At 55.2% G+C, this 26,234-nt stretch carries 31 protein-coding genes; 19 read left to right on the forward strand and 12 right to left on the reverse strand.

The window, feature by feature from the left end; all coding sequences use genetic code 11:
* The first annotated feature begins 120 nt into the window (after positions 1–120).
* Entirely contained in the window at positions 121–678 is a 558-nt protein-coding gene (pagP, locus tag AC1UKS_RS08270; RefSeq protein ID WP_482436395.1) for a lipid IV(A) palmitoyltransferase PagP, read from the forward strand.
* A 2-nt stretch (positions 679–680) separates the two neighbouring features.
* On the opposite strand, the gene AC1UKS_RS08275 is transcribed toward pagP, so the two are convergent.
* Genes AC1UKS_RS08275 through AC1UKS_RS08285 form a run of 3 tightly spaced genes read right to left on the reverse strand, consistent with a single transcriptional unit; the run spans position 681 to position 5,787 of the window.
* Positions 681–1,646, reverse strand: coding sequence for an acyltransferase (locus tag AC1UKS_RS08275; RefSeq protein WP_482436396.1), 966 nt, complete (start codon positions 1,644–1,646; stop codon positions 681–683).
* On the reverse strand, positions 1,643–4,705 hold the full coding sequence (locus AC1UKS_RS08280) for an efflux RND transporter permease subunit (RefSeq protein WP_482436398.1): 3,063 nt from the start codon (positions 4,703–4,705) through the stop codon (positions 1,643–1,645). Before AC1UKS_RS08280 ends, AC1UKS_RS08275 begins: the two co-directional genes overlap by 4 nt.
* Positions 4,705–5,787, reverse strand: a complete 1,083-nt coding sequence (locus AC1UKS_RS08285) for an efflux RND transporter periplasmic adaptor subunit (protein ID WP_482436400.1) — start codon at positions 5,785–5,787, stop codon at positions 4,705–4,707. The genes AC1UKS_RS08280 and AC1UKS_RS08285 overlap by 1 nt, the downstream gene beginning before the upstream one ends.
* Positions 5,788–6,528: 741 nt before the next feature.
* Here AC1UKS_RS08285 and AC1UKS_RS08290 point away from each other — a divergent pair.
* Positions 6,529–9,216, forward strand: coding sequence for a cation-transporting P-type ATPase (locus AC1UKS_RS08290; RefSeq protein WP_482436401.1), 2,688 nt, complete (start codon positions 6,529–6,531; stop codon positions 9,214–9,216).
* Positions 9,217–9,303: 87 nt separating this feature from the next.
* Entirely contained in the window at positions 9,304–9,639 is a 336-nt protein-coding gene (locus tag AC1UKS_RS08295; RefSeq protein ID WP_265910875.1) for a nuclear transport factor 2 family protein, read from the forward strand.
* A gap of 14 nt (positions 9,640–9,653) precedes the next feature.
* On the opposite strand, the gene AC1UKS_RS08300 is transcribed toward AC1UKS_RS08295, so the two are convergent.
* On the reverse strand, positions 9,654–10,163 hold the full coding sequence (locus tag AC1UKS_RS08300; RefSeq protein ID WP_482436403.1) for a GNAT family N-acetyltransferase: 510 nt from the start codon (positions 10,161–10,163) through the stop codon (positions 9,654–9,656).
* A 63-nt stretch (positions 10,164–10,226) separates the two neighbouring features.
* On the opposite strand from AC1UKS_RS08300, the gene AC1UKS_RS08305 reads away from it, so the two are divergent.
* The 3 genes from AC1UKS_RS08305 to AC1UKS_RS08315 all read left to right on the forward strand — a co-directional run bounded on the left by AC1UKS_RS08305 (position 10,227) and on the right by AC1UKS_RS08315 (position 11,667).
* Positions 10,227–10,805 carry a helix-turn-helix domain-containing protein gene (locus tag AC1UKS_RS08305; protein WP_482436404.1) on the forward strand — a complete coding sequence of 193 codons (579 nt, stop codon included), beginning with the start codon at positions 10,227–10,229 and terminating at the stop codon, positions 10,803–10,805.
* A 160-nt stretch (positions 10,806–10,965) separates the two neighbouring features.
* Positions 10,966–11,205 (forward strand): hypothetical protein, encoded by a 240-nt coding sequence (locus AC1UKS_RS08310; RefSeq protein WP_482436406.1) that lies wholly within the window; start codon positions 10,966–10,968, stop codon positions 11,203–11,205.
* 258 nt (positions 11,206–11,463) lie between these two features.
* Positions 11,464–11,667 (forward strand): hypothetical protein, encoded by a 204-nt coding sequence (locus tag AC1UKS_RS08315; protein ID WP_482436408.1) that lies wholly within the window; start codon positions 11,464–11,466, stop codon positions 11,665–11,667.
* Positions 11,668–11,867: 200 nt separating this feature from the next.
* Here the strand turns inward: AC1UKS_RS08315 and AC1UKS_RS08320 are convergent, their stop codons facing one another.
* The 4 genes from AC1UKS_RS08320 to AC1UKS_RS08335 all read right to left on the reverse strand — a co-directional run bounded on the left by AC1UKS_RS08320 (position 11,868) and on the right by AC1UKS_RS08335 (position 13,497).
* On the reverse strand, positions 11,868–12,116 hold the full coding sequence (locus AC1UKS_RS08320) for a biofilm/acid-resistance regulator YmgB/AriR (RefSeq protein WP_265910870.1): 249 nt from the start codon (positions 12,114–12,116) through the stop codon (positions 11,868–11,870).
* A gap of 69 nt (positions 12,117–12,185) precedes the next feature.
* Positions 12,186–12,482: a hypothetical protein gene (locus AC1UKS_RS08325; protein ID WP_265910869.1), complete on the reverse strand. Its 297-nt coding sequence runs from the start codon at positions 12,480–12,482 to the stop codon at positions 12,186–12,188.
* A gap of 178 nt (positions 12,483–12,660) precedes the next feature.
* Complete coding sequence (ycgZ, locus tag AC1UKS_RS08330; protein WP_482436409.1) at positions 12,661–12,906, reverse strand: regulatory protein YcgZ; 246 nt, start codon at positions 12,904–12,906, stop codon at positions 12,661–12,663.
* A gap of 276 nt (positions 12,907–13,182) precedes the next feature.
* Positions 13,183–13,497: a hypothetical protein gene (locus AC1UKS_RS08335; protein ID WP_265910867.1), complete on the reverse strand. Its 315-nt coding sequence runs from the start codon at positions 13,495–13,497 to the stop codon at positions 13,183–13,185.
* 552 nt (positions 13,498–14,049) lie between these two features.
* Here AC1UKS_RS08335 and AC1UKS_RS08340 point away from each other — a divergent pair.
* Positions 14,050–14,175 (forward strand): hypothetical protein, encoded by a 126-nt coding sequence (locus tag AC1UKS_RS08340; RefSeq protein ID WP_256372238.1) that lies wholly within the window; start codon positions 14,050–14,052, stop codon positions 14,173–14,175.
* 255 nt (positions 14,176–14,430) lie between these two features.
* Entirely contained in the window at positions 14,431–15,030 is a 600-nt protein-coding gene (locus AC1UKS_RS08345; protein ID WP_482436411.1) for a hypothetical protein, read from the forward strand.
* Positions 15,031–15,098: 68 nt separating this feature from the next.
* Here AC1UKS_RS08345 and AC1UKS_RS08350 read toward each other — a convergent pair whose 3' ends face one another.
* The 4 genes from AC1UKS_RS08350 to AC1UKS_RS08365 form a co-directional block, all read right to left on the reverse strand.
* A complete protein-coding gene (locus AC1UKS_RS08350; protein WP_482436412.1) occupies positions 15,099–15,293 on the reverse strand; it encodes a helix-turn-helix domain-containing protein in 195 nt (64 codons plus the stop codon).
* Positions 15,294–15,338: 45 nt separating this feature from the next.
* Entirely contained in the window at positions 15,339–15,869 is a 531-nt protein-coding gene (locus AC1UKS_RS08355) for a hypothetical protein (protein WP_482436413.1), read from the reverse strand.
* 282 nt (positions 15,870–16,151) lie between these two features.
* Positions 16,152–16,394, reverse strand: a complete 243-nt coding sequence (locus AC1UKS_RS08360; protein WP_482436415.1) for a hypothetical protein — start codon at positions 16,392–16,394, stop codon at positions 16,152–16,154.
* 56 nt (positions 16,395–16,450) lie between these two features.
* Complete coding sequence (locus AC1UKS_RS08365) at positions 16,451–17,209, reverse strand: amidohydrolase family protein (protein ID WP_482436416.1); 759 nt, start codon at positions 17,207–17,209, stop codon at positions 16,451–16,453.
* A gap of 249 nt (positions 17,210–17,458) precedes the next feature.
* Here AC1UKS_RS08365 and phnF point away from each other — a divergent pair, with 249 nt between their 5' ends.
* The 11 genes from phnF (at position 17,459) to phnD (ending at position 26,176) form a co-directional block, all read left to right on the forward strand.
* Positions 17,459–18,175: a phosphonate metabolism transcriptional regulator PhnF gene (gene phnF / locus AC1UKS_RS08370; protein ID WP_013202774.1), complete on the forward strand. Its 717-nt coding sequence runs from the start codon at positions 17,459–17,461 to the stop codon at positions 18,173–18,175.
* Positions 18,176–18,622, forward strand: a complete 447-nt coding sequence (gene phnG, locus AC1UKS_RS08375; protein ID WP_265910861.1) for a phosphonate C-P lyase system protein PhnG — start codon at positions 18,176–18,178, stop codon at positions 18,620–18,622.
* Positions 18,622–19,197 (forward strand): phosphonate C-P lyase system protein PhnH, encoded by a 576-nt coding sequence (gene phnH / locus AC1UKS_RS08380; protein WP_053142296.1) that lies wholly within the window; start codon positions 18,622–18,624, stop codon positions 19,195–19,197. The genes phnG and phnH overlap by 1 nt, the downstream gene beginning before the upstream one ends.
* Positions 19,197–20,270 carry a carbon-phosphorus lyase complex subunit gene (locus AC1UKS_RS08385; RefSeq protein ID WP_482436419.1) on the forward strand — a complete coding sequence of 358 codons (1,074 nt, stop codon included), beginning with the start codon at positions 19,197–19,199 and terminating at the stop codon, positions 20,268–20,270. Before phnH ends, AC1UKS_RS08385 begins: the two co-directional genes overlap by 1 nt.
* Entirely contained in the window at positions 20,263–21,108 is an 846-nt protein-coding gene (locus tag AC1UKS_RS08390; RefSeq protein WP_482436420.1) for an alpha-D-ribose 1-methylphosphonate 5-phosphate C-P-lyase PhnJ, read from the forward strand. Before AC1UKS_RS08385 ends, AC1UKS_RS08390 begins: the two co-directional genes overlap by 8 nt.
* Positions 21,105–21,866 carry a phosphonate C-P lyase system protein PhnK gene (gene phnK / locus AC1UKS_RS08395; protein WP_053142301.1) on the forward strand — a complete coding sequence of 254 codons (762 nt, stop codon included), beginning with the start codon at positions 21,105–21,107 and terminating at the stop codon, positions 21,864–21,866. The genes AC1UKS_RS08390 and phnK overlap by 4 nt, the downstream gene beginning before the upstream one ends.
* A 14-nt stretch (positions 21,867–21,880) precedes the next feature.
* On the forward strand, positions 21,881–22,582 hold the full coding sequence (phnL, locus tag AC1UKS_RS08400; protein ID WP_482436421.1) for a phosphonate C-P lyase system protein PhnL: 702 nt from the start codon (positions 21,881–21,883) through the stop codon (positions 22,580–22,582).
* Positions 22,579–23,712: an alpha-D-ribose 1-methylphosphonate 5-triphosphate diphosphatase gene (gene phnM, locus AC1UKS_RS08405; protein WP_482436422.1), complete on the forward strand. Its 1,134-nt coding sequence runs from the start codon at positions 22,579–22,581 to the stop codon at positions 23,710–23,712. The genes phnL and phnM overlap by 4 nt, the downstream gene beginning before the upstream one ends.
* On the forward strand, positions 23,712–24,251 hold the full coding sequence (phnN, locus tag AC1UKS_RS08410) for a ribose 1,5-bisphosphokinase (RefSeq protein WP_265910856.1): 540 nt from the start codon (positions 23,712–23,714) through the stop codon (positions 24,249–24,251). Before phnM ends, phnN begins: the two co-directional genes overlap by 1 nt.
* Before the next feature lie 138 nt (positions 24,252–24,389).
* Entirely contained in the window at positions 24,390–25,223 is an 834-nt protein-coding gene (gene phnC, locus AC1UKS_RS08415; protein ID WP_482436423.1) for a phosphonate ABC transporter ATP-binding protein, read from the forward strand.
* 26 nt (positions 25,224–25,249) lie between these two features.
* On the forward strand, positions 25,250–26,176 hold the full coding sequence (phnD, locus tag AC1UKS_RS08420; RefSeq protein ID WP_265910854.1) for a phosphonate ABC transporter substrate-binding protein: 927 nt from the start codon (positions 25,250–25,252) through the stop codon (positions 26,174–26,176).
* Positions 26,177–26,234: the final 58 nt, after the last annotated feature.

Here is a 26,234-nt window from a genome sequence, read left to right on the forward strand (position 1 = left end):
AGGGCAGGCCAGTAAATGCCGCCCCGGATAAACAACTATAATACTTACCAGCGGCTCACGGACGGTCAACTCTCGCGTTACACCTGTTTAAGCATCAGTTAATTTAACAGAGGAAAAACTATGCGCAGTCTTACTGTGGCGTTGTCTGTGTGCCTGGTGTTATTTATCGATCCCGCCTTCGCCAGTAATAGCGTCAGCGACGGCTGGGAATGGTTGAAAGATGATGTTTCCCAGACATGGGAACAGCCTGAATACTACGACCTCTATTTGCCTTTTATCAGCTGGCACGCCCGGTTTGCTTACGACAAAGACAAAACCGACAACTATAACGAAACGCCCTGGGGCGGCGGCATCGGCGTATCGCGCTATACCGCAGAAGGTAACTGGAGTGCGCTCTATGCCATGGCGTTTAAGGATTCCCATAATAAGTGGCAGCCGATGGTGGGTTACGGCTGGGAAAAAGGCTGGTATTTGGATCAGCAGCACGATTTTCGCCTGGGTTTAGGTTTAACCGCCGGGATCACCGCGCGCGATGATTTCGCCAATTATGTTCCGCTGCCGCTGATTCTTCCGCTTTTCTCCGCCGGCTATAAACGGTTAACCCTGCAATTTACCTACATTCCCGGCACCTATAACAATGGCAACGTGCTTTTCGCCTGGCTGCGTTATGGCTTCTGAACTTACAGCGTGATGACGTTTTTAACCCACGCGATAGAGAGCATTAACCTCGACAGCAGGACCGAGGCGATAAAGGTCACCACCATAAGCAGCAGTTTGGTGGCCAGTGAGGTAATCGGAATAAGCACGCTTAACAGATGGAATACGGAGTAATGCAGGATATATACCCCGGTCATGGTTTTGCTGATTGCCGCCAGAAAGGATTCTTTTACCGCGGCATTACGCTGAAAACGCACCTGACTGGCGGCGATGACCAGTGCCACCACCAGCAGATAAATTTGTGAGCCGGTGAGAATAAAGGCATTGCGGTCGGCTTTAAATAAGGCAAAGAAAAAATGCTGCTCGTAGAACCAGGTAAAGAGGTAAACAAAGGGCAGGGCGATTGCCGCGCCACGCGCCACCTTTTTACGTTCCATCCAGTCGGCAATGAACGGATCGCACAATAGCTGACCGGTTAAATAAAACAGCAGCCAGGTCCAGAGCCGGTATTGCGGTTCAAGACTGAAGAAGGGCTGCTCAGGCGTCAGAACATACATCAGGTCATAGCCATACGAAAACAGCAGCAGCGTCATCACCAGCGCCAGGAATACTAACCGGTGCTGGCTGAGCCAGTTTAACAGCGGGTGGAAACTGTAAATCAGGATAAAAGAGCAGATAAACCACGGCTGAATAAGGTAACCACGCTGGTAGGGCTCCCACAAATAGTAAACTGACATCCAGAAAAGAAATACGATCACCACATTTCTGATCTTGCCAAGCTGCCAGCGCAAATCCTGCTTTGATTGCGCATCCATAATGCCGGCAACAACAAAAAATAACGGGGTAGCGATGGTGGAAATAAAGGTCAGAAAGGGCAGGATCCAGTGGTAATCATAATCGTAACGGTCCCAGGTATTATACAGGGTAAAAAAGGTCACCGCCGTCATACATCCCAGCGTTTTAATCACGTTCAGCCCGGTGATATTCATGGGGCGTTCGTGGCCGTCTGGCGATGGAAGCAGGCGTAAATCACCGGCAGTACCAACAGGGTCAGTATGGTCGCGAAGCCCAGACCAAACATAATCACCACCGCCATGCTCTGGAAAAAGACATCGCGCAGCAGCGGAGCCAGCCCGAGCACGGTGGTGAAGGCCGTCAGCAATATTGGGCGCAGACGCGAGGTGGCCGCGCTGATAATCGCCTCCTCCTGCACTTTTACGTGCTTCTGCTGTTCAATCTCGTCGATAAGCACAATGCCGTTGCGGATCAACATCCCGCTCAGGCTGAGCAGGCCGATTAAGGCCATAAAGCCGAACGGGATACCGGTGATTAAGAATCCCGGCGTCACGCCGATCAGCGCCAGCGGCACCGTCAGCCAGATAGCAATGGCGTTTTTCAACGAACTGAACATCAGCACGGTAATCACGAACATCACCAGATAACCCAGCGGCAATGAGGTAAACACCCCTTGCTGCGCTTCACTGGAACTTTCGGCATCGCCACCCCATTCAATCTGGTAGCCCTGCGGCAGCGCGATGCGATCGATTTTCGGCTTCACGCGCGCCAGGATATCACCGGACGTGTCCTGACTGAGCGGATTCGGATCGGTCTGGACGGTGAGCACCCGGCTGCGATCGCGCCGTAAAATCAGCGGATCTTCCCATTCAAGCCTGAACGCGCTAACCACGTTACTGAGCGGAATATAGTGCTGCTGGCTTTGGCTCCAGACCAGTACATTGTTGAGATGGTTCGCGTCCTGCCGTTCGCGAGTGGGCGGACGGACAATCACCGGCAGCAGATCGGCCCCTTCACGATACAACCCGACGCGACTGCCGGAGAAATTCATCTGCAGCGCGCTATCAATTTCCTGTTTATCTACGCCCAGCTCGCGCCCGAGCGCCGGATTATATTGCGGGCGAATAACTTTGCTGCGGTTTTGCCAGTCATTGCGCACGCTGTCGGTTGCCGGGTCATTGGCCAGAACGTCGCTCACCTGGCTGGCAATCAGGCGCATTTTGTCGGGATCGGTGCCTTTGATTCGCACTTCAATGGCGCTGCCACCCGACGGACCAAACATCACCCGTTTGGTGCTGGCATTGACCTGCGGATACTGTTGGGAGATATAGGCATCAATACGCCGCGACAGGCCGGCAATGCTGCGTTGATCGTCCATGCGCACCATAATCTGCGCGTAGTTGCTGTACTGACGCTGCCCATTGTAGGTAAGGATAAAGCGCATACTGCCCTGACCAATGGTGGTCACCGTTGAGATCACGCCTTTTTGTCCGGCGATCGATTTTTCAATATCGCCGGTGATGTTCTCAGTCGCGATGATGTCAGTGCCGTAGGGCATCCACAGATCGACAAAGAAAATGGGCGTGTTCGCCGAAGGAAAGAAGTTTTGCCGTACGGAACCGAATCCCCAAACCGCGCCCGCCAGCAGCACCACCATCAGCGACAGCGTGAGCGTTTTTTGCGTTACCAGGGCGCGCAGGGCGCGCTGATAAAGACGGTAAAAACCGCCAGTGTGGGGAGTAACCTCTGCTGATGCTTTTGCCGTCCCCTTCGCGCTAAACAACCACCATTTGATCAGCACTGGCGTAATGGTCAGGGCAGAAACCCAGCTCAGCAGCAGGGAAATCAGCAGCACCTGGAACAGCGATTTGCAGTATTCGCCGGTGGAATCCTGCGATAACCCGATAGGGGCAAAAGCCAGAATGGCGATAATGGTGGCGCCCAACAGCGGGAAAGCCGTGCGGCGGATAACGAAATTCAGGGTCGATGCGAGGGACGTATTTTGCTGGCGGGCGAGCAGCACCCCTTCGACAATGACAATGGCATTATCGACCAGCATGCTGAGGGCGATGATCAGCGCGCCCAGTGAGATACGCTGCAACTCAATGCCGCACAGGTACATGATCAGCAGCGTGCCGAGCACATTAAGCGCCAGTGAAAGCGCGATGATAATGCCACTGCGCACGCCCATAAAAATTAGCAGCACGCCGACCACAATCGCCAGCGCCATCAGGAAATTGGTAATGAAGCCATTAACTGAATGCGCTACTTCCGCCGCCTGGTCATAAAACACGTTCAGCTGAATGCCCGCCGGTTTTTCCGCAGACATTTGCTGCAGCCGGGCTTCCAGCGCTTTACCCACATCGATGACGTTGACGCCGGGGATAAACGACACCCCCATGGTCACCGCCTGGCGTCCGTTATTGTGATAAATGCTGGAGGACGATTCACTGAGTCCGCGCGACAGCGTGGCGATATCGCGCAATCGGGTGGTAGCCGGCGCACCAACCGGACTGACCAGCAACTCGCCCAGTTCGTCGATATTCTGAAACTCGCCGGTCGGATGCAGGCGAATGCTTTCCGTCCCGGAGGTGATTTCCCCTGCGCTGGAGACCACATTCAGACGGCTGAGCACGCCCGAAAGCTGAGTGAGGGTGATGCCGCGTGCGGCCATCATCGTCAGGGAAACGTCGACATTAATTTGCTGCGGGATCGCTCCGCCAATCGCCACTTTGCCCACCCCCGGCACCAGCACCAGCTCGCGGCGTAACTGTTCGGCGTACTGGACCAGCTCCGGATTACTGAAGCTGTCGCCAGAAATGGCAAAGAAAAAACCAAACACGTCGCCAAAATCATCATTCACAAAAGGCGGGGCGACGCCGGAAGGAAAGAAGCGCGATGCATCACCGACCCGGCGGCGCATTTCATCCCAGATTTGAGGCAATTCATTCGAGTGGTAGCGCGAGGCGATATTCACCGTAATTTGCGACAGGCCGTTGGAGGAGATCGAACTGACATTGTCCAGATAGGGCAGCTGCTGTAGCGCATTCTCCAGCGGCAAGGTGACTTCCTCTTCCACCTGCTGAGCGGAGGCACCGGGATATTGCGTCAGGACAACCGCGGTTTTAATGGTAAAGGCGGGATCCTCAAGGCGGCCAATATTGAGCAGGGCGAAAATACCGCCAATGCCCAATAACAAAATGGCCAGCCAGACGCGAATGGGGTTGTCGATAAACTGCCGGGAGAGATCCATTACAGCCCCCGCTCACGCGTCCAGATACGCACCGGCTGGCGGGCATGCAACTCATTTACCCCGGCGGCGACCACGCGTTCTCCCGCATGGAGTCCGGCGGTGATCGCCACGCCCTGAGTGGTAACCTCACCGACGCTGACTTTACGATCTTCCAGCACCAGCTGGCTATCGGCTTCCTGTACCACCCAGACATGGGCATCATTACGCTGGCTGTTATCCGGATTGAAGACCGCTTCGACCGGCACCACTAACGATGTGTGACCGACGTTGGCCGGCAGATTGGAGAGATTAATGGTGACCGTGCCACTGACGCCGCCCACGGCAGGGAAATCAGCGGGGCGCGGCATCGTCAAAATAACTTGCCAGGTCAGGGAGCCGCTGCTGCTGCCGGTGTGTTCCTTATAATCGGCCTGATATTCCCGGTCGGGCAGGCTATTGATGCGCACCCGCGGGCGATAAGTCATATTGCGCATATCCAGCGCGGTAAACAGGTTTTCAGGAACGTTAAACACCACGTCGAGCAGGTCGCTGCGGGTCAGAATAGCCACCACCTGACCCGCAGCGACGACCTGATGGTTACGCACGTTAACCATGGCTGCCACCCCGCTAAACGGCGCGGTCAGCGTCATCTGACCTAACTCTTCGCGGGCGATCTGCAACGCGGCATTCGCCGCATCCCGGTTTGCACGCTGAATATCCATATCCGCCTGGGAAACCGCCTGTCGGCCAGAAAGCGTTTGGTAACGGGCAAACTGGCGCTGAGCAAGGGTTGCGGCAGTTTGCCGTTCATTGACGCGCTGCTGCGCTTCACGCGCGGTCAGCCTCGCAAGTGTCTGGCCCTGCTCAACGCGAGCCCCCTGACGAAGGTCGAGTGATTCAATCTGCCCGGCGCGTTTAAACGACAGTTCGGTCGAGTCGCCAGACTCGATCCGCGCCGGGAAGAGACGTTGTTGTGTTTCGCCGGACGCAATAACCTCGACGACTTTAACCATGCGTGGCAGTGGGGCAGGCTGCGGTTTTTTTTGATCGCAAGCGGTTGTTATGAAAATAATAATGGCAACCACGGAAAAATATTTAGTCACTGTTTCACCCTCAGCAACAACGATTTAATCGCAAACGCGTCGGATTATTTAATTGCCAAGCATCGAAACCATCACGAAAGTGAATAGTCCTACGGCCGAGCAGGTGATGATCGCAAAGATAACATACAGGCTGAGGCGGAACAGGCTTAAGCCATACATCATTACCTCCATTAATCATGGCTATATGAAAATTACGGCATAGCGAAAAAGATGAGTGCGGCTAATAAGCCTGAAGGGTCTGAGATGAGACTAGGTGGGTAAATCAAAAAAGTAAAGATTTGTAGTTTGTAATATTTTCGATGCAATTAACGATACATAAATCCTGAAAAGATTAAAAATCCAGCGGTAAAGTCTGCTATTGCAGTGTAATACACGGTGTTGATTTTAATTAATCGTTAGGGCGAATATTGGCAGCCTTATGAATTTTATCTGGAATTTATATTTTGCTCATTGAGGCGGCGTGAAGGGGTAGAGATTTAGGATCGGGCGAATGCCCAATATGGCGAAATGAGTGAAATTATTTTCGCTGTGCTACGTTTAAAGCGTTTATTTCCCGAATTATCTGTGAAGCATTAAGGTTTTTCACTAATCAGCTTCCTGTGTGTAGCCATTAATGACATATATCGTCATCTGATGCGAACCTGTTCACGGCCAGAGGCCTTTAGCTTTGCGTAAATGCCGATCTGTTAATAAACGGATATCACCGCCTTGATTTCCGAAACAGGACTTGAGGAGAAAGCGATGAAAACAGCTAAACCGGAGAGTGCGTACTATCAGCTTTCTGTTGATGAAACGCTGGTCAGTACCCGCAGTTCACCCGATGGGATAAGCAGCTCTGAAGCGTCAGAGCGGTTAAAACAATACGGGGAAAATGCCCTTCCGCAAAAACCCGGTAAACCTGTTTGGCTGCGCTTTCTGGCCCACTTCAACGATGTTTTAATCTACGTCTTGCTGGCTGCTGCCCTGCTTACTGCGGTGATGGGACACTGGATTGATACTCTGGTTATCCTCGGCGTGGCGGTGATCAATGCGCTGATCGGTCATATCCAGGAAAGTAACGCGGAAAAATCGCTGCAAAGTATCCGTAACATGCTCTCCAGTGAAACGGTGGTGATCCGCGGCGGCAATCACGAAACGCTCCCCACCACCGCACTGGTCCCGGGCGATGTGGTGGTTATCCGCGCCGGGGACCGCATCCCGGCCGATCTGCGGGTAATCGAAGCCCATAACCTGCGTGTTGAAGAAGCGATCCTGACCGGGGAATCCACCGTGGTGGAAAAGGGAACCGACGCGCTGACCGGCGACCTGCCGCTGGGCGACCGGACGAATCTGCTGTTTTCCGGCACCACCGTCAGTTCTGGCGGAGGGAAAGGGCTGGTGGTGGCGACCGGCGGTGCCACCGAATTGGGGCACATCAACCAGATGATGTCCGATATAGAACCCCAGCGAACCCCGTTGCTGGTGCAGATGGACAAGCTGGGCAAAGCCATTTTCCTGATCATTCTGGCGATGATGGCCGCGCTGTTTGTCTTCAGTTTGCTGTTCCGCGATATGGCGCTCTCTGAGCTGATGCTTTCACTGATCAGCCTCGCCGTGGCCTCGGTCCCGGAAGGGCTACCTGCAATCATCTCGATCATTCTTTCGCTGGGCGTGCAAACCATGGCCAGGCAGAAGGCGATAATCCGCAAACTGCCAACGGTTGAAACGCTCGGGGCGATGACCGTTATCTGCTCGGATAAGACCGGCACCCTGACCATGAATGAGATGACGGTAAAAGCCATTATTACCGCCGATCAAATCTACCGCGTCGATGGTGCCAGCTATGAGCCAGTGGGCACATTTCACCGGGCCGATGACGCTTCGCCTGTCGCCATCACGCCGGGTTCGCTGCTGGAACGTTATCTGCGAACCATTGATTTGTGTAATGACAGCCAGCTGATCAAAGATGAAAGCGGCCTGTGGAAAATCACCGGCGGCCCGACTGAAGGAGCGCTGAAGGTGCTCGCCGCGAAAGGGAAACTTCCGGCAGTTACCACCGAACTGCGCAATAAAATTCCGTTCGATTCGCAATATAAATACATGTCGACCCACTACCTGATTGGTGAAGAGGAGTGCGTTCTCCTTACCGGTGCGCCGGACGTGTTGTTCAGGCATTGCCAGCAGCAGCAAACGGAAAGCGGACTGCAGCCGCTCGACGTGGCCTGGTGGGAGGCGAAGATAGAAGAGTATGCGAAGGAAGGGCTGCGCATGGTCGCGGCGGCATGGAAACCGGCCACGCCAGGCCAGAGCGAATTAACGCATCAGGATCTGCAGCAGGGGATGATCCTGTTAGGCATCGCCGGAATGATGGATCCGCCGCGACCGGAAGCCATCACCGCCATTCGCGATTGTCTGCAGGCAGGGATCCGCGTCAAGATGATTACCGGTGACCATCCGCAAACCGCGATGAGCATCGGTCAGATGCTGGGTATCAGTAATGCCAGTGTCGCCATTACCGGCGGTGAGCTGAAGGTGATGGATGACCGGCAGCTGAGTGAAGCGGCGCAAGCGTACGACATTTTTGCGCGAACCAGCCCGGAGGATAAATTCCGTCTGGTGCAGGCGTTGCAGAGCAAAAAAGAAGTGGTCGGGATGACCGGAGACGGTGTGAATGACGCCCCGGCGTTGAAGCAGGCCGATGTCGGCATCGCGATGGGCATTAAAGGGACCGAGGTGACAAAAGAAGCGGCAGACATGGTGCTGACGGATGATAACTTTGCCACCATTGCCAGCGCAGTCAGGGAAGGGCGACGGGTATACGACAATCTGAAAAAAACCATTCTGTTTATCATGCCGACCAACCTGGCTCAGGGGTTATTAATCATTATTGCGCTGTTGGCGGGAAATTTAATTCCGCTGACGCCGGTATTGATCCTGTGGATGAATATGGCCACCTCCGCGACGCTCTCCTTCGGCCTGGCGTTTGAAGAAGGCGAGAAGAACATCATGCGGCGACCGCCGCGCGATCCGAAGCTGCATGTCATGGATGGTTTTGCCATCTGGCGGGTGATCTTTGTTGGATCGATGATTGCCATCAGCGCCTTTGTGCTGGAATCCTGGCTGCAACCGCGCGGCTATTCTGCCGAATTTATTCGTACCGTCTTATTGCAAACTTTGGTGACCGCGCAATGGTTCTATATGCTCAACTGTCGCGTCTCGAACGGTTTCTCATTGAGTAAAGGGTTGCTGCTGAACAAAGGAATTTGGGTGGTGAGTGCGGTGCTGTTGGTCCTGCAGCTACTGATTATCTATGCGCCCTTTATGCAGGTGCTGTTTGGCACAGCGGCACTGCCATTCCGCTACTGGGTGATCACCCTGATTATCGGGTTTGTGATGTTCCTGATTGTGGAGATAGAAAAGCCGCTTACCCGTAAGTTCAGAACAGCCTGACCGTTTTGCGCTGGCTTTATCGCTTTCAATATGTGAATTTATATGCTAATAATTTGCATAGTTATTTGAAATGAAAGCGAGGTTAGCATGCCGGCAGAGTCACCCGTTCAGGCACAGTTTGAAGCGTACAATTCTCACGATATCGACGCGTTCATGGCGTGTTTTTCCGATGAGTTCAAAGGCTACCGGATGCCAACCGAGAGCCCCTCAACTCAGGGAAAACACGCATTACGCGAGTTTTACGTAAACCATCGCTTCAACAATCCCGATCTCCGCGCTGAACTTATCTCACGGGTGGTAATAGGCGATAAGGTATTCGACCACGAATTAATTTATGGCCTGTCTCCAACCCCGTTGGAAAGCATGGCTGTTTTTCATGTCCAAAATGACCTTATTGCCACAGCCTGGTTCTATTTCGCGTAACGATTCAGGGCCGCTCAGGGTGATTCACGCCTATCCAGACGCAGCTGTAAAAATGTCAGGTCGAGCCATCGGCCAAACTTATTGCCGACTTCTGACATTCGGCCAGCGTCAGTGAATCCCAGCTTTTTATGCAGCGCGATCGAGGCACTGTTTTCAGATTCTATACCGGCGACCATGACGTGCTTGCCCTGATCTTTCGCCAGTCCGATCAGCGCCTGCATCAGTACCGTGCCGGTCCCGCCTCCTCGCGCGGCCTTGTGAACATAGACCGAGTGTTCCACGGTATGCCGGTATCCATCCCAGGGACGCCAGTCGCCAAAGGAGGCATATCCCAGCACGGTATCCGCGTCATCCACCGCGACAATCACCGGGAAACCGGCATCGTGACGATCGCTCATCCATTTGATGCGGTTCACCACATCGACCGTTTTGTCATTCCAGATGGCGGTGGTGTTGAGCACCGCATCGTTATAAATTTCCGCAATGATTTCAGCATCGCGTTCTGCAGCCGGACGAATACGCATGATAGACACTCCCGCGTGGATTTACTAATGTGGATGAAACGTACACTATGGTAGTTATCTAATATGTTAGATGAAATGTCCAGTAAAGAAGATGGTCTGAATGCCCGTATTGGCCAAAAAGTCCGGCAGGAAAGGGAAAGGCGGGGATGGTCACTGACCGATTTGGCTGAAAATTCAGGCGTCTCACGGGCAATGATCAACAAAGTTGAACGCGGCGAAAGTAGCCCGACCGCCACGCTGTTGGCGCGACTTTCAGGCGCTTTTGATATGTCGATGTCGCAACTGATTGCCCTGACCGAGGTGCGTTCGGGCACGCTGGTCAGACATGAAAACCAGCCTGTCTGGCAGGATCCGGAAACGGGTTATATCCGTCGCCACGTCTCGGCAGGCCAGATCCCGGTAGACCTGGTTAGCGTTGAGCTTCCGGCGAAAACCGCCGTGCCAATGCCGGTCATCTCATACCTATCCCGACGGCAGCTAATATGGGTGATGGAAGGCCGACTGACGTTTGAGGAAGGGGCGAAGGTATTTGAGATGCTGGCCGGGGATTGTCTGGAGCTGGGCGATCCGGCCGATTGCGTCTTCAGAAATGATACCGATGAAGTGTGCCGCTATGCGGTGGTGGTGCTAAAACCCGTCTGACGTCGACGTTTTGATTCCCTGCGCCATGCCGGCCCATAGTCCTGGCTTATAGGCGCTGCGGCTGGCACACATTTTTACAATATTTAACAACGGCTTAATTTGTATTAACTATGCTTTCACCGGACGCAAAGCGTTATTTTAATTAAAAAGGATCAACTCAATGTTTAAACTTTCTACGTTTGCTGTCATTGCCGGGCTTTTACTGTCTGTCACGTCTCAGGCTGAAGCGAAGGGATGTATCAAAGGTGCTGTGGTTGGTGGCGTTGCAGGTCATGTTGCCCATCATGGCGTAGCTGGCGCTGCGGCCGGTTGTGCCGTTGGCCATCATATGGCGAACAAAAAAGACAAAGAGGCTGACAAGCAGCAGCAGCAGCAGCAACAGCAGCAACAGTCTAAATAATATCACCAGGTGGCGCAGCCCGTCCGGGCTGTGCTGCTTCCCCGCCAGACCTCTCCCCAAATCTGAAACCGACCGCGGTGTCCTGCCTCACATTTTTGCACTTCAAGCGTTAGCGATCTGTGCAGTACTGTGCCCGGATGGCCTGCAGGGTTGGGCTTTTTCAACGACCCAGCAAGGGGATAGGCGCATTAACGGAGATGCATTGCGCTTTTTCAGATGATAAACTGTATGCATATCCAGAACTATTCAGGGGTGAACGTGCCCGATAAAGACTCAGAATATCCAACAGACATCTGTGCAGTGGTCGGCAGAGCAGTGGCTCAGCTCATCAGCACCAACGAAGCCATCAATAAGCACAGCGTACTTCTGGTCCTCCATGAACACAGCGAGCAGACCAACGATGAAGCGCTTAAATCGGTTTATCTGCTGGCTTTCCGTGCCATCCTCGAACGCTTCCATTAAATCCGCGATCGTATCCTCTGTAGAGGTGCGCCGGTATATTCCCCAAACGCATTTCATCCACCGTTTAATAACCCGTTAGGGTCTGTGATGGCTGAGAAACTTACTGAAGTGAACACGTTTGGAGACAGGTAAGGGTCAGGCTGGGAGGGGAGAACAAAAGGCAAGACGGCCCACAGCGGAGCCGCCTGAGTAGCACAGGCTCAGACGTCGTCTGGCGTGCGGCCAACCACAACTTCAAGCGCCTGGCGATAGATATCCAGCTGCGTCACGTCAGTGGTAGATTCCAGCCGGTTAATCAGGCTAAGAATGATGTCCTTGTTGCTAACCGTACCTTTCATCGCGACAACTTCGCGGATGACGGTGCCAATAACCGCGGTTTCATCAGAAAGCAGGTCGCCCTCGTTTTGAAAATACGCCAGGATTGCATTTTCGGTGGACTGCTGGTTCATGCGGTTACCTCACAGAAATGACGGCCTTAAGCCGCCCGGATTAGATGCTTTTGGGTTTTAACGTCGTATTCAGTGTTTTTTAGAATCGTCCGACGGACCGTCATTATTAAACATATGCATGACGTTCTCATGGTCACGAACTTCCTGGGTAACGCTATCGTTATCGCTCTGACGACTTGCTCTGACCTCACTGATAGCACGTCGGCAAGCGCGTTGCCTGAGCGTGTCATACTCACCTGAAGCCATCGCCTGCAGTCGGTCGATAAGCGTCGACGTATTCATTACCGCATCCTGTCGCAGCAGCGTCAGCACCGCTTCGCCAATCAGGATATCTGTCAGTTTTTGTTCTTCATCATCTTTTTGCATACAACTTCTCTGAAACAGCGATACGAGAACGCGTATCGATCCGGACATTAACGCTGTGGGACCGTCTTACGCGACCGCCACCTCTTGTTATCATTCCCTGTCAGCGGCTTGCGCGCCGCGCGGATATTAAAACAACCGGCCGAAATCTTAAAGCTTCCGCCGGTCTCATCACTGAATTTTAATCATTGCGGCCAAACAGCAGGCCAATCAGGTCATGGTAGTGCTTTTCCTGCTCCGCACCAGAAGCCAGCTCAAGGCGTCTTAACAACTTTGAGCAGATCGCTTTACGATTTAACGTTCCGCCTGCGCGAAGGATCTCCACGACGACCTGTCCGAGGGTCTCCTGCTGTGAGGGCAGCGCCGCCTCACTAAAGTAGCGGCTGATATCGGCATCATTCTGAGGATTTTGGCCGTGCTGACGCATATGAAGAGTCCTGTATCTGTTAAGTTTAAAATATGTGCAGCTTTTATGACGCTGAAGTTATACAAGTTTTCAGTATGTGTACAGCAATTGTGATAAACAGAACTTCAGTTTTTTTTGCAAAAAGTGCTAGCCTTTATTTTTCATAGGGTTGCTAGCATTATGCAAAGGGCATTTAGGGCGTTTTGCGCAGTGAGGGGGCTCAGGCAGGTTGTACAACGGGGTGAAAATGTTCCGGATGCCCGGCCAGGTGGCCGGGCGGGATTCAGCCGTCAGGGACTAGTCTTCGTCCTGGTACTGCGTGAGACGGATGGCGTCTTCACGGTGCGGATGGCGAATATTTGCCTGTCCGGTGGCCTCTGCCAGCCAGTCCTGATGATTATTGTCTGGGTAGCTGCTTTTCCTGCGGCTCAGCAGCCAGCGGCGAGCAGACCAGATGGCAAGTAACCGGTCATCATCCTCTTCAACGTTACCCATCAAATTTAGCTCGTCAAGCAGGGCAGTGGTCGTTATATCTTTCCGGTTGAAGAGAAGGCTTACTGCAGCTTCGCCAATCATAAGTTCATGCGTTTCATCTTCATTGGAAATAGACAAAATTACCTCCGGGATAAATATACATTGCAAGCCAATTACTTAGTAAAGCAATTTAAATATAGAAGCCAATGCCAATTAAATCCAACGTACGTAATGTTATGCGGCCTGTTATATTGAGAGGTAAAATATATTGAACTTTATTACAGGTTTGCAGGGTGATGATTTTTAGCCATTTTTTATCCTGAAACCTGTTTAATGACGTTGGTGATTATTATCAGGCAAGGGTTAATAAAACCTATTAAGCCGATGTTTTAAGAATATTCTGCGCATTGTTATTGCTCATTTAATCGCCCGTTATGGAGTGAATTGCGCAGGCTGGCGAATTTTCCCAGAAACAGGTAGTTCCGCAAAGAAACTAAATTGCTAGCAATTTCAGTGTGTTGCCTAAGTTGCAAACTAAATGCCATTTTATGCCTGAAAGAAAGTGGGGCGGATTCAGTATAATTCAGACTCTTTTAAAGGGATGATTTTATGTACACAGCCAAATATTACTATGCCAGTTCCGGGGACTTATCACAGTGGGAAATTCACCGCAGAAACTGTGAAAGGATTATGCCCAAAACCCGAATTTTCCTCGGCACCCTCTATACCGATCATCAGGCACTGATGGTGGCCAGACAACGTGTCCCCGCTGCGGATTATTGCCGCCTGTGCACCGGCTCTGAGACTGCCGATTAATCTTAACGTCTTCATTTGATATAGTTTTCTTAACGGTCTTCTCATCCGGCTGGCGCGCTTTGTAAGACGCCGCATGAGTAAGGCCCCTGTTGCAATTCACCGTTACTGCCACGTCCCGCAAAAATATTTTCCTGCCGCAATATCCGATTCCGCATCTTCATCTATTTTTATAAAGTCAGTCTGTTCTCTGAAACAGACACTATCAGCGGGTCTACAGTGTTCTGTCTCCGACAGAGCGTGAATAAGGAAAATTTTATGACTACGCAGGATCTGTTAATTCTTACGGCAGTGGTAATGGCAATTCTGTTCAGCGTGAGTTTTGCTATACGCCGTCCAGGTATCAGCGAAAGTGAACGGCGTGTGGCCGAAGTCGAAAGCATGACCACGGAGTGCAGGCAAATACTGAAGGGCGTGATCGGCTACATTGATGCGTTGATTGTCACGCTTGAGTCTCGTTGCCCACCAGTCACGTCGCAAGGGCTGGTAAACGCCGCTGAACTGCAGCACTGGCTGAAGCGGGTGGATGAGAGCCCGGTGAAATTATCCGATGAGAAGATCGGCAGATGTGAATTCCTGCTGAGCGAGCATTTCCCGGATGAATGGCTGGCGTGGCAAATTCATATCCTTTCCCTGCAGCTCGACGTGTCGACCTTCTTTCTTACGCCGGAACCCGGCGGCGCGATGGAGTCATTAGCGGCTGGACGGACGGTCAATGAAATCCGCGCCTTTACAGAGTCGCTGAGAAAACAGCGGCAACTGCTGGATGCCTATCAACAGCACCTCAGGGATTCACTGGCAGCAGAAGTTGGGTTAAGCGGAAGGGTGATGCAGGCCAGCGGCAGGCAGGTCATTTAACCCGCCGGGGCGTTATATTTTCGTCAATATGGCGCCCTGAACGAGTCTGTAAAATGTCGCGATTACCTTCAGCTATTTAAGGGCTGTGGCTTGTAAGAGGTATTCAGTTTGCTTAAATCGACATTCTTTTCGGCTTTTTCCAGGCTGTAAGTAGCCTGAATTCTCAGCCACATTTCCGGCGTACTACCCAGAACTGCCGCCAACTTGATGGCCATTTCAGGCGTCTCCATCTTTAAATTCAAAAGTAATGCGCCAGTTTCCACTCATTCTTGAGAACAGCCCGATTTCTCGGGCTGAATGACAGTGGCTTAGTGAACCTGCAACAGCGCTTCGCCGTCAATCATGGCTAAGCCATGACGGGTGCGGATAAAGCGCGGGGCCTTAAGATCGTCAGCCAGCACGTGCAGCATATCGTAGAGCATTTCGATCAGCTGGTCTGACAGATCCGTCGGCTGCTGCTGGCTAAGCAACACCAGCGTCAGGGCCGAACAATATCCGCAGAGCGTATCCGAATCGGCCGTCAGCGGATTGACAGCGCCGCAGGGCTGACCTTCATCGACCGTTAACTGCGCAACCAGATAATCCGGCAAGGGCTGCTCCAATATCAGCTTCAGCACTTCCAGCCCGGCGAACAAACGGCCACAGAGCGCCATGCGTTCGGTGGTACTGTCATTCTCAATTAATGCGTCGACGTAGCATTGGCACCGATCCAATATCTGGAACAGATCCAGCGCAGGACTTACCGGTAATTCCAGCAGAGCGGTGATTTCAAGATCAAAGATAGACGGTGTGGAAGTGAAATCATGTCGAACGTCTGTGTTACTATTCGCGTTAGCCATATTCGTTGGTCCTTAACGTTTGTGGTCAGACGCCCTGATTGTGGTTCCAAGCACTTTCGGGGCGTTGCTTTTTGTTACGCGGAAATAAGGGGTTGTGCGTAACAGAAACTATTCTCCTGTATGGATATATAGGCGTCAATACCAAAACACGGTAAAAAAAGCCAGAGTTGGAAGGTTATATATTTTCTTCGAGGCGCCTAGCAAAAATAATTAGAATCCAGTTTTCATTGCATAATACGTGTGAATAGCGGGCCTTTCGCCCGTCTTGTCCCAACTCTTTCTTTATTCCTTCCTGCTGAGTAATCCTTTAGCCGAGTTATTCGCCTCACTGACCAGCGTATTAATATCTTTCTGTTGCATCACGCCATTCTGTTTAACAATTTTGCCATCGACGATAACCGTTTTGACATTTTCCGGTCGGGCGGAATAGGCAATTAACGCCGCCGGATCGCCACCGCCAAAGCCACTCATATTCAGCGCGTCAGGATCGATGATCTGAATATCCGCGCGTTTACCCTGTTCCACAAACCCGTTTTCGCCGACAGGCCAAGCGTATCCGCACCATGCCAGGTGGCCATTTCTCACAGCTTGCGGAAATTGGGCCGCGTTTCATCCTGCGTGGCACCACTTTCGGTCAGCGCCGCCAGCCGAAGGGTGGCAAACAGATCGCCGCTGCCTGCCAGTGCATTGCCGTCAATACCCAGTCCTTTACGCGTTATAGCCGAGAAATGGTCAATCCGGGTAAGCCCGTAGCCAACCCGTTGTTCGCTGATTGGGGACAACACCAGGCTGCCGCCGGCTTTTTCCAGTTCGGCAAGCTGCGAGGGCGAGGCATCGGTGGCATGCACCACGGTGACCGACGGATTGAGGTAGTGACGGTCAATCAGCGCGTTAAACATTGCCTCTGCATCGCCCCATTGCGGGCCCTTAATGTTATCGAAAAAGTCGCCGATGCTGGTGATCCCGCCGGACAGCAGCTCAGCCGCACCGGTGTACATGGCGGTATAGGTATCCGCCGGCTGCATGCGCGCGCCAAGCTGGTTGCTTACCGGGAAAAATTTGCCGTCCTGATTGCGAAACTGCCCGCGCATCGTAGTGACCCACAGATGGGAATGGGTATCCACAAAGCCGGGCAGGACATACTTGCCACGCGCATCAATCACCCGACGTCCTGCCGTGGGCAGATCCTTGCCTATTTGGGCAATTCGGTTCTGGTAGATCAGAATGTCACTCTCCGGCCGATCTGCGCTGCCGGGCTTAAGCGGCATCACATAGCCATTCTTAATCAGCATATCTTGCGGTGGCTGCGCCAACAGCGGAGCGCTGGTCAATCCTGCCATAATGCCGCCAGTAAGCAGACTTTCATCATCACCTCTCTCATGGTTTCCAAAAAGTTTTAAAATGAAATATTAATTTCATCATAGACCATCAGGGCGAAGGCCCCCCAACAGCCAAATTCATCTGGCCGACACTTAGCCTTAACCCCGCTGTCACATTGCGCACGCAACATACCTGCATTGAAAAAGTCAGGTCGCCAGAGCATTGCCGTCTCGCGACACCGCCTCCTCCCCGTGATTGAGGATTTTTCCATGCTGAACCTGTCCAGACATCCGACCACTGTATATCAGGCGATTGCCGCCCAGCTCGAAACGGAACTCAGCAACACCTACCGCTGCGGGGAATACCTGCCTTCCGAAAAACAGCTGGCGGAGCGCTATGCCGTCAATCGCCATACGCTGCGCCGCGCGGTGGATGAGCTGGTCAATAAAGGCCTGGTTCAACGGCGGCAGGGCGTTGGCATCCTGGTGCTGATGCGCCCGTACAACTATCCGCTGCATTCGCAGGCGCGCTTCAGCCAGAACCTGCTGGAGCAAGGCAGCCATCCCACCAGCGAACGTCTGCTGGCGGTGCTGCGTCCCTGCAATGCGGAAATCGCCACGGCACTCGGCCTGGTTGAGGGCGACACGGTGATCCATCTGCGCACGCTGCGTCGGGTGAACGGCGTGCCGGTATGCGTGATTAATCACTATCTTCCCGACCTGCGCTGGTGGCCGAGCCTGCAGCAGTTCAACAGCGGATCGCTGCATGACTATATGCAACAGAACCTGTCGCTGGCGTTGTCGCGCAAGCAGACCCGCATTACCGCACGCCGCGCCCAGGCTAAGGAGAGCAAGCTGCTGGAAGTCGCGCTGCACTCGCCTTTGCTGTGCGTCCGCACGCTTAACACCACCGGCGAGCAGCAACTGGCGGAATACTCCGTCAGCCTGACGCGCGCCGATATGATTGAACTGACGCTGGAGCATTAAATGGATCCGATTAAGGCAAGACAGCGCTGGCTGTCGGTGCTGGCTCACTGTCAGCCCGCACAGCTGCTGGCGCACTGGCAGCCGCTGAATCTTCATCCGCATTATGAACAACTCAGGGTGCCGGAAACCGGTCTGACCCGCCTGCAGGCCAGAATGGGCGGCACCGGACGCCGCTTTATTGTGGGCGATACCACCGTCACCCGCGCCGTGGTGCGCCTGGATGACGGCGTATGTGGTTACAGCTACGTGATTGGCCGTAATAAAGCGCATGCCGAACTGTGTGCGGTACTGGATGCCCTGTTGCAACAAAGCAGCAGTGCCGAACGGATCCAGCAGCAAATCATCGCGCCTCTGGCCGCCGCCCGCCAGGAGCTTCTGACCCAGCGTGCCCGCGAAATCGCCAGCAGCCGCGTCGACTTCTTTACCCTTGTCCGGGGAGATAATTAATGACCTTACTTGCCAGCTTTACCCATCCGGTTGCCGATTCCCAGCGGGCATTTCGCCGCATCCTGAAAGCCATGAGCGAGCCGGGCGTGATGGTGTCGTTGCCGCAGCTGCCGGCCTGGGGACGGGTATCTTCCGCCGCCACCGCGGTGCTGATGACGCTGGTTGACCGTGAAACGCCGGTTTACCTCGACAGCACCCTGAATGACGAGGCGCTGCTGACCAATCTGCGCTTCCACACCGGCGCGCCGGTTACCGAACAGACCGACGCGCCGTTTGCGCTGCTGCATGCCAAATCTGATACCGCCATTGGGCAGTTTTCGGCAGGGAATAACGTTTCGCCGGAGAAAAGCACCACGGTAATTATTGAAGTGCCGAGCCTGAACGGCGGGCTGACGCTGCGCCTCAGCGGTCCCGGCCTGCTGGAAACGCGGGCGATTGCACCGCAGCTGCCGGAAGGCGTGCTGCAGTATCTGCGCGAGCGCCCGCACAGCTTCCCGCAGGGCATCGATCTGATTTTTACCTGTGGCGAAAACATGATGGCGTTGCCACGCACCACTGACGTGAGGGTCTGCTGATGTACGTTGCCGTGAAAGGGGGCGAGAAGGCGATTGAAGCCGCCCATCAGCTGCAGGAAAACCTGCGCCGTAGCGAAGGTAAGGATGAACTGCAGTGCCAGCAGATCGACCAGCAGCTCGGGCTGGCAGTGGATCGGGTGATGACCGAAGGCGGCATCCACGATCGTGAACTGGCGGCGCTGGCGATTAAGCAGGCCTCAGGCGATTTGGTGGAAGCCATCTTCCTGCTGCGCGCCTATCGCACCACCTTGCCACGCCTGGCCGACAGCCTGCCGCTGGCCAGCGAAAATATGCGGCTGGAACGTCGCATCTCCGCCGTCTACAAGGATTTGCCCGGCGGACAGGTGCTTGGTCCGACCTATGACTACACCCATCGCCTGCTGGATTTCACCCTGCTGGCGGAAGGTAAAGCGCCCGCTGCGCCGCGTGCTGAACAGCCGTTGGATGAACGCTGCGCGCATACCTTTGACCTGATGACGCGCGAAGGGCTGGCCCTGCGGGAAGAGGATGACGGCAGCGAACCGGTGGACATCACCCGCGATCCGCCGTCCTATCCGTCACCGCGTTCCGCCCGTCTGCAACAGCTGGTGCGCGGCGATGAAGGTTTCCTGCTGTCGCTAGGTTACTCGACCCAGCGCGGCTACGGACGTAATCACCCGTTTGCCGCCGAAATCCGCACCGGCTATCTGACGGTGGAGATCGCGCCGGAAGAGCTGGGCTTTTCGCTGGATATCGGCGAGATCCTGCTGACCGAATGCGAGATGGTCAACGGCTTCACCACGCCTGCCGATAAGGCACCGCACCTGACGCGCGGCTATGGCCTGGTGTTTGGCCGCGCCGAGCGCAAAGCAATGGCGATGGCGCTGGTGGATCGCGCACTACAAACCGGCGAACACGGCGAGCGCGTGACCAGCCCGGCGCAGGACGAAGAGTTTGTGCTGGCCCACGCCGATAACGTGGAAGCGGCGGGCTTCGTCTCGCACCTTAAGCTTCCGCACTATGTTGATTTCCAGGCCGAGCTTGAGCTGCTCAACCGCCTGCGTGCCGAATACCAGGAGAAGCACCGTGACTGAACTCAGCGGTTATAACCCCGGCTACCTTGATGAGCAGAGCAAACGCACTATTCGTCGGGCGATCCTGAAGGCGGTGGCCATTCCGGGCTATCAGGTGCCGTTCGGCGGCCGCGAAATGCCGATGCCCTATGGCTGGGGCACCGGCGGCATCCAGCTGACCGCCAGCATCATTGGCGAACACGATGTGCTAAAGGTGATCGACCAGGGCGCGGATGACACCACCAACGCCGTCTCGATCCGTCGCTTCTTCCAGCGGGTGAGCGGGGCGGCGACCACCGAGCGCACGGTGGACGCCACCCTGATTCAGACCCGTCACCGTATACCTGAAGCGCCGCTGACCGAAGATCAGATCCTGATTTTCCAGGTGCCAATCCCCGAACCGCTGCGCTTTATCGAGCCGCGCGAAACCGAAACCCGCACCATGCACGCGCTGGAAGAGTACGGCATTATGCAGGTGAAGCTGTATGAAGATATCGCCCGCTACGGCCATATCGCCACCACCTACGCCTATCCGGTGAAGGTCAACGATCGCTATGTGATGGACCCGTCGCCGATCCCGAAATTCGACAACCCGAAGATGGACATGATGCCCGCGCTGCAGCTGTTTGGTGCCGGGCGTGAAAAGCGCATCTACGCCTTGCCGCCGTACACCAAAGTGGAAAGCCTGGACTTTGACGATCACCCGTTCACCGTGCAGAAGTGGCAAGAACCCTGCGCGATTTGCGGTTCACGGCACAGCTATCTGGACGAAGTGGTGCTCGACGACCAGGGCACCCGGCTGTTTGTCTGCTCCGACACCGATTACTGCCACCAGCAACAAGAGGCACACCAAGCATGATCAGCGAACACCCCCTGCTGGCCGTTAACCAGTTAACTCACCTTTATGCGCCAGGCAAAGGCTTCCGCGACGTGTCGTTCGAGCTGTATCCCGGCGAAGTGCTGGGCATTGTCGGCGAGTCCGGCTCCGGTAAAACCACGCTGCTGAAGGCGATTTCCGCGCGCCTGGCACCGCAGCAGGGCAACATCATTTATCAGGGACAGGATCTGTACGCCTTAAGCGAGAGCGATCGCCGCCGGCTGCTGCGCACCGAATGGGGCGTGGTCCATCAGTATCCGATGGATGGCCTGCGTCCGCAGGTGTCAGCGGGGGGCAATATCGGCGAGCGGCTGATGGCCGTCGGCCAGCGCCATTACGGCAATATCCGCGAGACGGCCGGCCAGTGGCTGGAAGATGTCGAAATCCCGCTGTCGCGCATCGACGACCTGCCGGGCACCTTCTCCGGCGGCATGCAGCAGCGTCTGCAGATTGCCCGCAACCTGGTAACGCATCCGAAGCTGGTGTTTATGGATGAGCCAACCGGCGGGCTGGACGTGTCGGTGCAGGCGCGCCTGCTCGATCTGCTGCGCAGCCTGGTGCGGGATCTGAATCTGGCTGTGGTGATTGTCACCCACGATTTGGGCGTCGCACGTCTGCTGGCCCATCGCCTGCTGGTAATGAAAGAGGGTGAGGTGGTGGAGAGCGGGCTGACCGATCGGGTGCTGGACGATCCGCATCATCCTTACACGCAGCTGCTGGTCTCTTCGGTGTTGGGTTAACTCTGGAATAAAACATGACTCTTCAACTTCGCGTCGAAAATTTGTCGAAAACCTTCGTGCTGCATAATCAGCACGGTGCCGAGCTCCCGGTTTTACAGCATGCCAGTCTGGAAGTGGCGGCGGGGGAGTGCGTGGTGCTGCACGGCCATTCGGGCAGCGGAAAATCCACGCTGCTGCGCTCGCTGTACGCTAACTATTTGCCGGACAGCGGCCATATCTGGGTCAGGCATCAGCAGGAATGGATCGATCTGGTCAGCGCCCCGGCGCGGCAGATCCTCGCACTGCGCCGCGACACCCTCGGCTGGGTGAGCCAGTTTTTGCGGGTGATCCCGCGTATCACCACCCTCGACGTGGTGGCGCAGCCGCTGCGGGAACGCGGTGTGGATCGTCAGGAGAGCGAGGAGCGGGCCAAAGCCCTGCTCAGCCGCCTGAATGTGCCTTCCCGCCTGTGGGGGCTGGCACCGTCAACATTTTCCGGCGGTGAACAGCAGCGGGTGAATATTGCCCGTGGCTTTATCGCCGATTATCCGCTGTTGTTGCTGGATGAACCGACCGCCTCGCTGGACAGCACCAACAGCGCCGCCGTGGTCAGCCTGATTGAACAAGCCCGCGATCGCGGTGCCGCCATCGTCGGCATCTTCCACGATAGCGCGGTGCGCGACCGTATTGCCAACCGTCTGCATGTGATGAACCCTGTTGCCGAGAGCGCCTTATGATCATCAATAACGTCAAACTGATTCTGGAAAAAGAAGTGGTCAGCGGATCGCTGGCCTGTGAAAACGGCGTAATCCAGGCCTTTTCGGACACCGCAAGCCAGCTGCCGGGCGCTATCGACGGCGAAGGCGGCTGGTTGATGCCGGGGATGGTCGAGCTGCACACCGATAACCTCGACAAATTCTTTACCCCGCGTCCGAAGGTGGACTGGCCGGCCCACTCGGCGATGAGCAGCCACGATGCGCTGATGGTGGCCAACGGCATTACCACCGTGCTGGATGCGATTGGGGTTGGCGACGTGCGTGACGGCGGCCACCGGCTGGATAATCTGGAGAAGATGATCAACGCCATTCGCTACAGCGAAAAGCACGGCCTGAATCGCGCCGAGCACCGCCTGCACCTGCGCTGCGAACTGCCGCATGACTCCACCCAGCCGCTGTTTGAGCAGCTGATGTGCACGCCGGAACTGTCGCTGGTGTCGTTGATGGACCACTCGCCGGGCCAGCGTCAGTACACCTCGCTGGAGAAGTATCGCGTCTATTTCCAGGGCAAATACAACCTGAGCGATGCGGAAATGGATGAGTTTGAATCCAGCCAGCTGCGCTATGCCGAGCGCTGGTCGAAGCCGAATCGCGAAGGGATCTCTGCCTGGTGCCGCAAATACAACATTCCGCTGGCCAGTCATGACGACGCCACGCTGGCCCACGTTGAAGAGTCAAAGCAGGTCGGCAGCGTGATAGCGGAGTTTCCGACCACCGAAGAGGCGGCGAGAGCCTCCCGTGAGCAGGGCTTGCAGGTGCTGATGGGCGCGCCGAACATCGTGCGCGGCGGATCGCATTCCGGCAACGTGGCCGCGCATCAGCTGGCGGCGCTGGGGCTGCTGGATATCCTCTCCTCGGATTACTATCCGGCCAGCCTGCTGGATGCGGCCTTCCGTATCGCCAACGATGCGGATAATGGCTACGACCTGCCGGCGGCGATTGCGATGGTGACCCGCAATCCGGCCCGCGCAATTGGCCTTCACGATCGCGGGGTGATTGCCGAAGGGAAGCGCGCCGACCTGGTGCTGGTAAAGCAGCATAAGCAGGTTTACGTGCGCTCGGTGTGGGCGAAAGGCAAGGCCGTTTACTGATGGCCAGGCTGATCTGGTTGATGGGCGCGTCAGGATCGGGCAAGGACAGCCTGCTTGATGCGCTACGGGAAACGGCTCCCGCCGGGGTGCTGGTGGCCCATCGCTACATCACCCGCGCGGCCGATGCCGGGGGCGAAAACCATGTCGCCCTCAGCGAGGCCGAGTTCAGTCGGCGGCGAGAGAAAGGGCTGTTTGCCATTGACTGGCAGGCGCATCAGCACCGCTACGCGCTGGGCATCGAAATCGACTTCTGGCTTTCGCAAGGGCTGGATGTGGTGGTGAACGGTTCACGGCTGCATCTGCCGGCCGTCGAACGGCGTTATGGCCCACAGCTGCTGCCGATCTGTTTGCAGGTCTCGCCTGACGTGCTTGCCCAGCGCCTGCGTCAGCGGGGCAGGGAGAGCGAAGAGCAGATTGCCCTTCGGCTGCGCCGCGCGGCGGAAGGCGCGCCCGCATGTTGCAGGATGCTGAATAATGACGGTCCGCTCAGCCAGACGCTGGACCATTTTCTGACGCTGCTGGCCGAGCCCGCGGCGTAAATGGCCTGATGGCGCTGGCGTTTTCTCTTTCACATTCCGGCGTCACGCTTTCATCATCCCGTTGTCATTAAAACGTCACCCCGTTCACCCTTAATAGGGCGCACAAGGCGTAACGCCTGACTCACTACGGGAAATATTATGGCACAGGCACTTTTAAAACCGGCTCCCGCTCCTGACGTCACACCGCTACGGGTAGCACAGAAAAAAGTTCTGGCAGTGAAGGGCCTCGGTAAAGCCTATAACGCGCAGGAACGCGTGTTGCACGATATCAATTTTGATCTGCACGCCGGTGAGCTGGTAGCAGTGGTTGGCCGTTCCGGCGCGGGCAAATCCACCCTGCTGCACGTGCTGAACGGCACCTTACCGGCCACGGACGGTGAAATTATTAATTACCGCGACGGCGGTCAGCAGCAGAACATCGTTGAGCTGAATGCGCGCCAGATGCGCGAATGGCGCAGCGAATGCGGGATGATTTTCCAGGATTTCTGCCTGGTTCCCCGCCTCGATGTGCTCACCAATGTCCTGCTTGGCCGCCTCAGCCAGACCTCTACCCTGAAATCCTTCTTCAAAGTGTTCCCGGATGCGGATCGTGCCCGTGCGATTGGCCTGCTGGAGTGGCTGAATATGCTGCCGCAGGCATTGCAACGCGCCGAGAACCTGTCAGGCGGCCAGATGCAGCGCGTGGCGATTTGCCGGGCGCTGATGCAAAACCCCAAAATTCTGCTGGCCGACGAACCTGTCGCTTCCCTCGATCCAAAAAACACCCGCCGCATTATGGATGTATTGCGTCAGGTGAGCGACAACGGCATCAGCGTGATGGTCAACCTGCATTCGGTTGAGCTGGTGAAAGAGTACTGCACCCGCGCCATTGGCATTGCCAAAGGGCGCATTGTGTTTGACGGGCACCCGTCGCAGTTAACAGAAGATCTTCTCCATACGCTGTATGGCGAAGAGATGACGCAACTTAACTAAGACCTTTTTGGGATACGGACTCAGCAATGAAAAAATTATTTTTATCGGCAGTACTGGCCAGCGTGATGGCTTCTGGCGTTGCTCAGGCTGCCACGCCAAAGGAACTGAACTTAGGCATTTTGGGTGGTCAGAACGCCACGCAGCAGATTGGTGATAACCAGTGCGTGAAGGATTTCTTTGATAAAGAGCTGGGTACCGATACCAAACTGCGCAACTCTTCCGACTACTCTGGCGTGATCCAGGGCCTGCTGGGCGGCAAAGTGGATATGGTGCTGAGCATGTCACCGTCGTCTTACGCCTCGGTTTACATCAACGATCCGAAAGCGGTGGACGTGGTCGGTATTGCGGCCGACGACACCGATAAGTCAACCGGTTACCACTCGGTGGTGATCGTCAAGGCCGACAGCCCGTACAAAAAACTGTCCGACCTGAAGGGTAAATCGTTCGGCATGGCGGATCCGGATTCCACCTCTGGCTTCCTGATCCCGAACCAGGCGTTCAAGAAAGAGTTTGGTGGCAGCGTGGATGATAAGTACAACGGCTTCTTCAAAAGCGTGACCTTCTCCGGTGGCCATGAGCAGGACGTGTTAGGCGTGCTGAACGGCCAGTTCGAAGGCGCGGTGACCTGGGCGTCAATGATCGGTGATTACAACACCGGTTACACCAGCGGCGCGTTCACCCGCATGATCCGCATGGATCACCCGGACCTGATGAAGCAAATCCGCATTATCTGGGAATCGCCGTTAATTCCTAACGGCCCAATCCTGGTGAGCAACAAGCTGGATCCGGAATTCAAAGCGAAGCTGATTACCGCCATCAAGAAGCTGGACACCAGCAACCACAGCTGCTTTATCAAGGCGATGGGCGGCACGCAGCACATTGCGCCAGCCACCGTGGCTGACTACAAAAACATCATCGATATGAAACGCGAACTGACCAAGGGCGCGCGTTAAGGTCACTGCGGACAACGCCCTGTTCGGTGAGCAGGGCGTTGTCACAAGAGAGTTCCGT

This window comes from Erwinia sp. AK-PDG3-5, from assembly GCF_056821705.1.

What these genes read in the sequence shown, in the direction of transcription:
- pagP (WP_482436395.1), top strand. Translation starts at nt 121, where the DNA reads ATGCGCAGTCTTACTGTGGCGTTGTCTGTGTGCCTGGTGTTATTTATC.
- AC1UKS_RS08275 (WP_482436396.1), bottom strand. Translation starts at nt 1,646, where the DNA reads ATGAATATCACCGGGCTGAACGTGATTAAAACGCTGGGATGTATGACG.
- AC1UKS_RS08280 (WP_482436398.1), bottom strand. Translation starts at nt 4,705, where the DNA reads ATGGATCTCTCCCGGCAGTTTATCGACAACCCCATTCGCGTCTGGCTG.
- AC1UKS_RS08290 (WP_482436401.1), top strand. Translation starts at nt 6,529, where the DNA reads ATGAAAACAGCTAAACCGGAGAGTGCGTACTATCAGCTTTCTGTTGAT.
- AC1UKS_RS08295 (WP_265910875.1), top strand. Translation starts at nt 9,304, where the DNA reads ATGCCGGCAGAGTCACCCGTTCAGGCACAGTTTGAAGCGTACAATTCT.
- AC1UKS_RS08300 (WP_482436403.1), bottom strand. Translation starts at nt 10,163, where the DNA reads ATGCGTATTCGTCCGGCTGCAGAACGCGATGCTGAAATCATTGCGGAA.
- AC1UKS_RS08305 (WP_482436404.1), top strand. Translation starts at nt 10,227, where the DNA reads ATGTTAGATGAAATGTCCAGTAAAGAAGATGGTCTGAATGCCCGTATT.
- AC1UKS_RS08310 (WP_482436406.1), top strand. Translation starts at nt 10,966, where the DNA reads ATGTTTAAACTTTCTACGTTTGCTGTCATTGCCGGGCTTTTACTGTCT.
- AC1UKS_RS08320 (WP_265910870.1), bottom strand. Translation starts at nt 12,116, where the DNA reads ATGAACCAGCAGTCCACCGAAAATGCAATCCTGGCGTATTTTCAAAAC.
- AC1UKS_RS08325 (WP_265910869.1), bottom strand. Translation starts at nt 12,482, where the DNA reads ATGCAAAAAGATGATGAAGAACAAAAACTGACAGATATCCTGATTGGC.
- ycgZ (WP_482436409.1), bottom strand. Translation starts at nt 12,906, where the DNA reads ATGCGTCAGCACGGCCAAAATCCTCAGAATGATGCCGATATCAGCCGC.
- AC1UKS_RS08340 (WP_256372238.1), top strand. Translation starts at nt 14,050, where the DNA reads ATGCCCAAAACCCGAATTTTCCTCGGCACCCTCTATACCGATCATCAG.
- AC1UKS_RS08345 (WP_482436411.1), top strand. Translation starts at nt 14,431, where the DNA reads ATGACTACGCAGGATCTGTTAATTCTTACGGCAGTGGTAATGGCAATT.
- AC1UKS_RS08355 (WP_482436413.1), bottom strand. Translation starts at nt 15,869, where the DNA reads ATGGCTAACGCGAATAGTAACACAGACGTTCGACATGATTTCACTTCC.
- AC1UKS_RS08365 (WP_482436416.1), bottom strand. Translation starts at nt 17,209, where the DNA reads ATGGCAGGATTGACCAGCGCTCCGCTGTTGGCGCAGCCACCGCAAGAT.
- phnF (WP_013202774.1), top strand. Translation starts at nt 17,459, where the DNA reads ATGCTGAACCTGTCCAGACATCCGACCACTGTATATCAGGCGATTGCC.
- phnG (WP_265910861.1), top strand. Translation starts at nt 18,176, where the DNA reads ATGGATCCGATTAAGGCAAGACAGCGCTGGCTGTCGGTGCTGGCTCAC.
- phnH (WP_053142296.1), top strand. Translation starts at nt 18,622, where the DNA reads ATGACCTTACTTGCCAGCTTTACCCATCCGGTTGCCGATTCCCAGCGG.
- AC1UKS_RS08385 (WP_482436419.1), top strand. Translation starts at nt 19,197, where the DNA reads ATGTACGTTGCCGTGAAAGGGGGCGAGAAGGCGATTGAAGCCGCCCAT.
- phnK (WP_053142301.1), top strand. Translation starts at nt 21,105, where the DNA reads ATGATCAGCGAACACCCCCTGCTGGCCGTTAACCAGTTAACTCACCTT.
- phnL (WP_482436421.1), top strand. Translation starts at nt 21,881, where the DNA reads ATGACTCTTCAACTTCGCGTCGAAAATTTGTCGAAAACCTTCGTGCTG.
- phnM (WP_482436422.1), top strand. Translation starts at nt 22,579, where the DNA reads ATGATCATCAATAACGTCAAACTGATTCTGGAAAAAGAAGTGGTCAGC.
- phnN (WP_265910856.1), top strand. Translation starts at nt 23,712, where the DNA reads ATGGCCAGGCTGATCTGGTTGATGGGCGCGTCAGGATCGGGCAAGGAC.
- phnC (WP_482436423.1), top strand. Translation starts at nt 24,390, where the DNA reads ATGGCACAGGCACTTTTAAAACCGGCTCCCGCTCCTGACGTCACACCG.
- phnD (WP_265910854.1), top strand. Translation starts at nt 25,250, where the DNA reads ATGAAAAAATTATTTTTATCGGCAGTACTGGCCAGCGTGATGGCTTCT.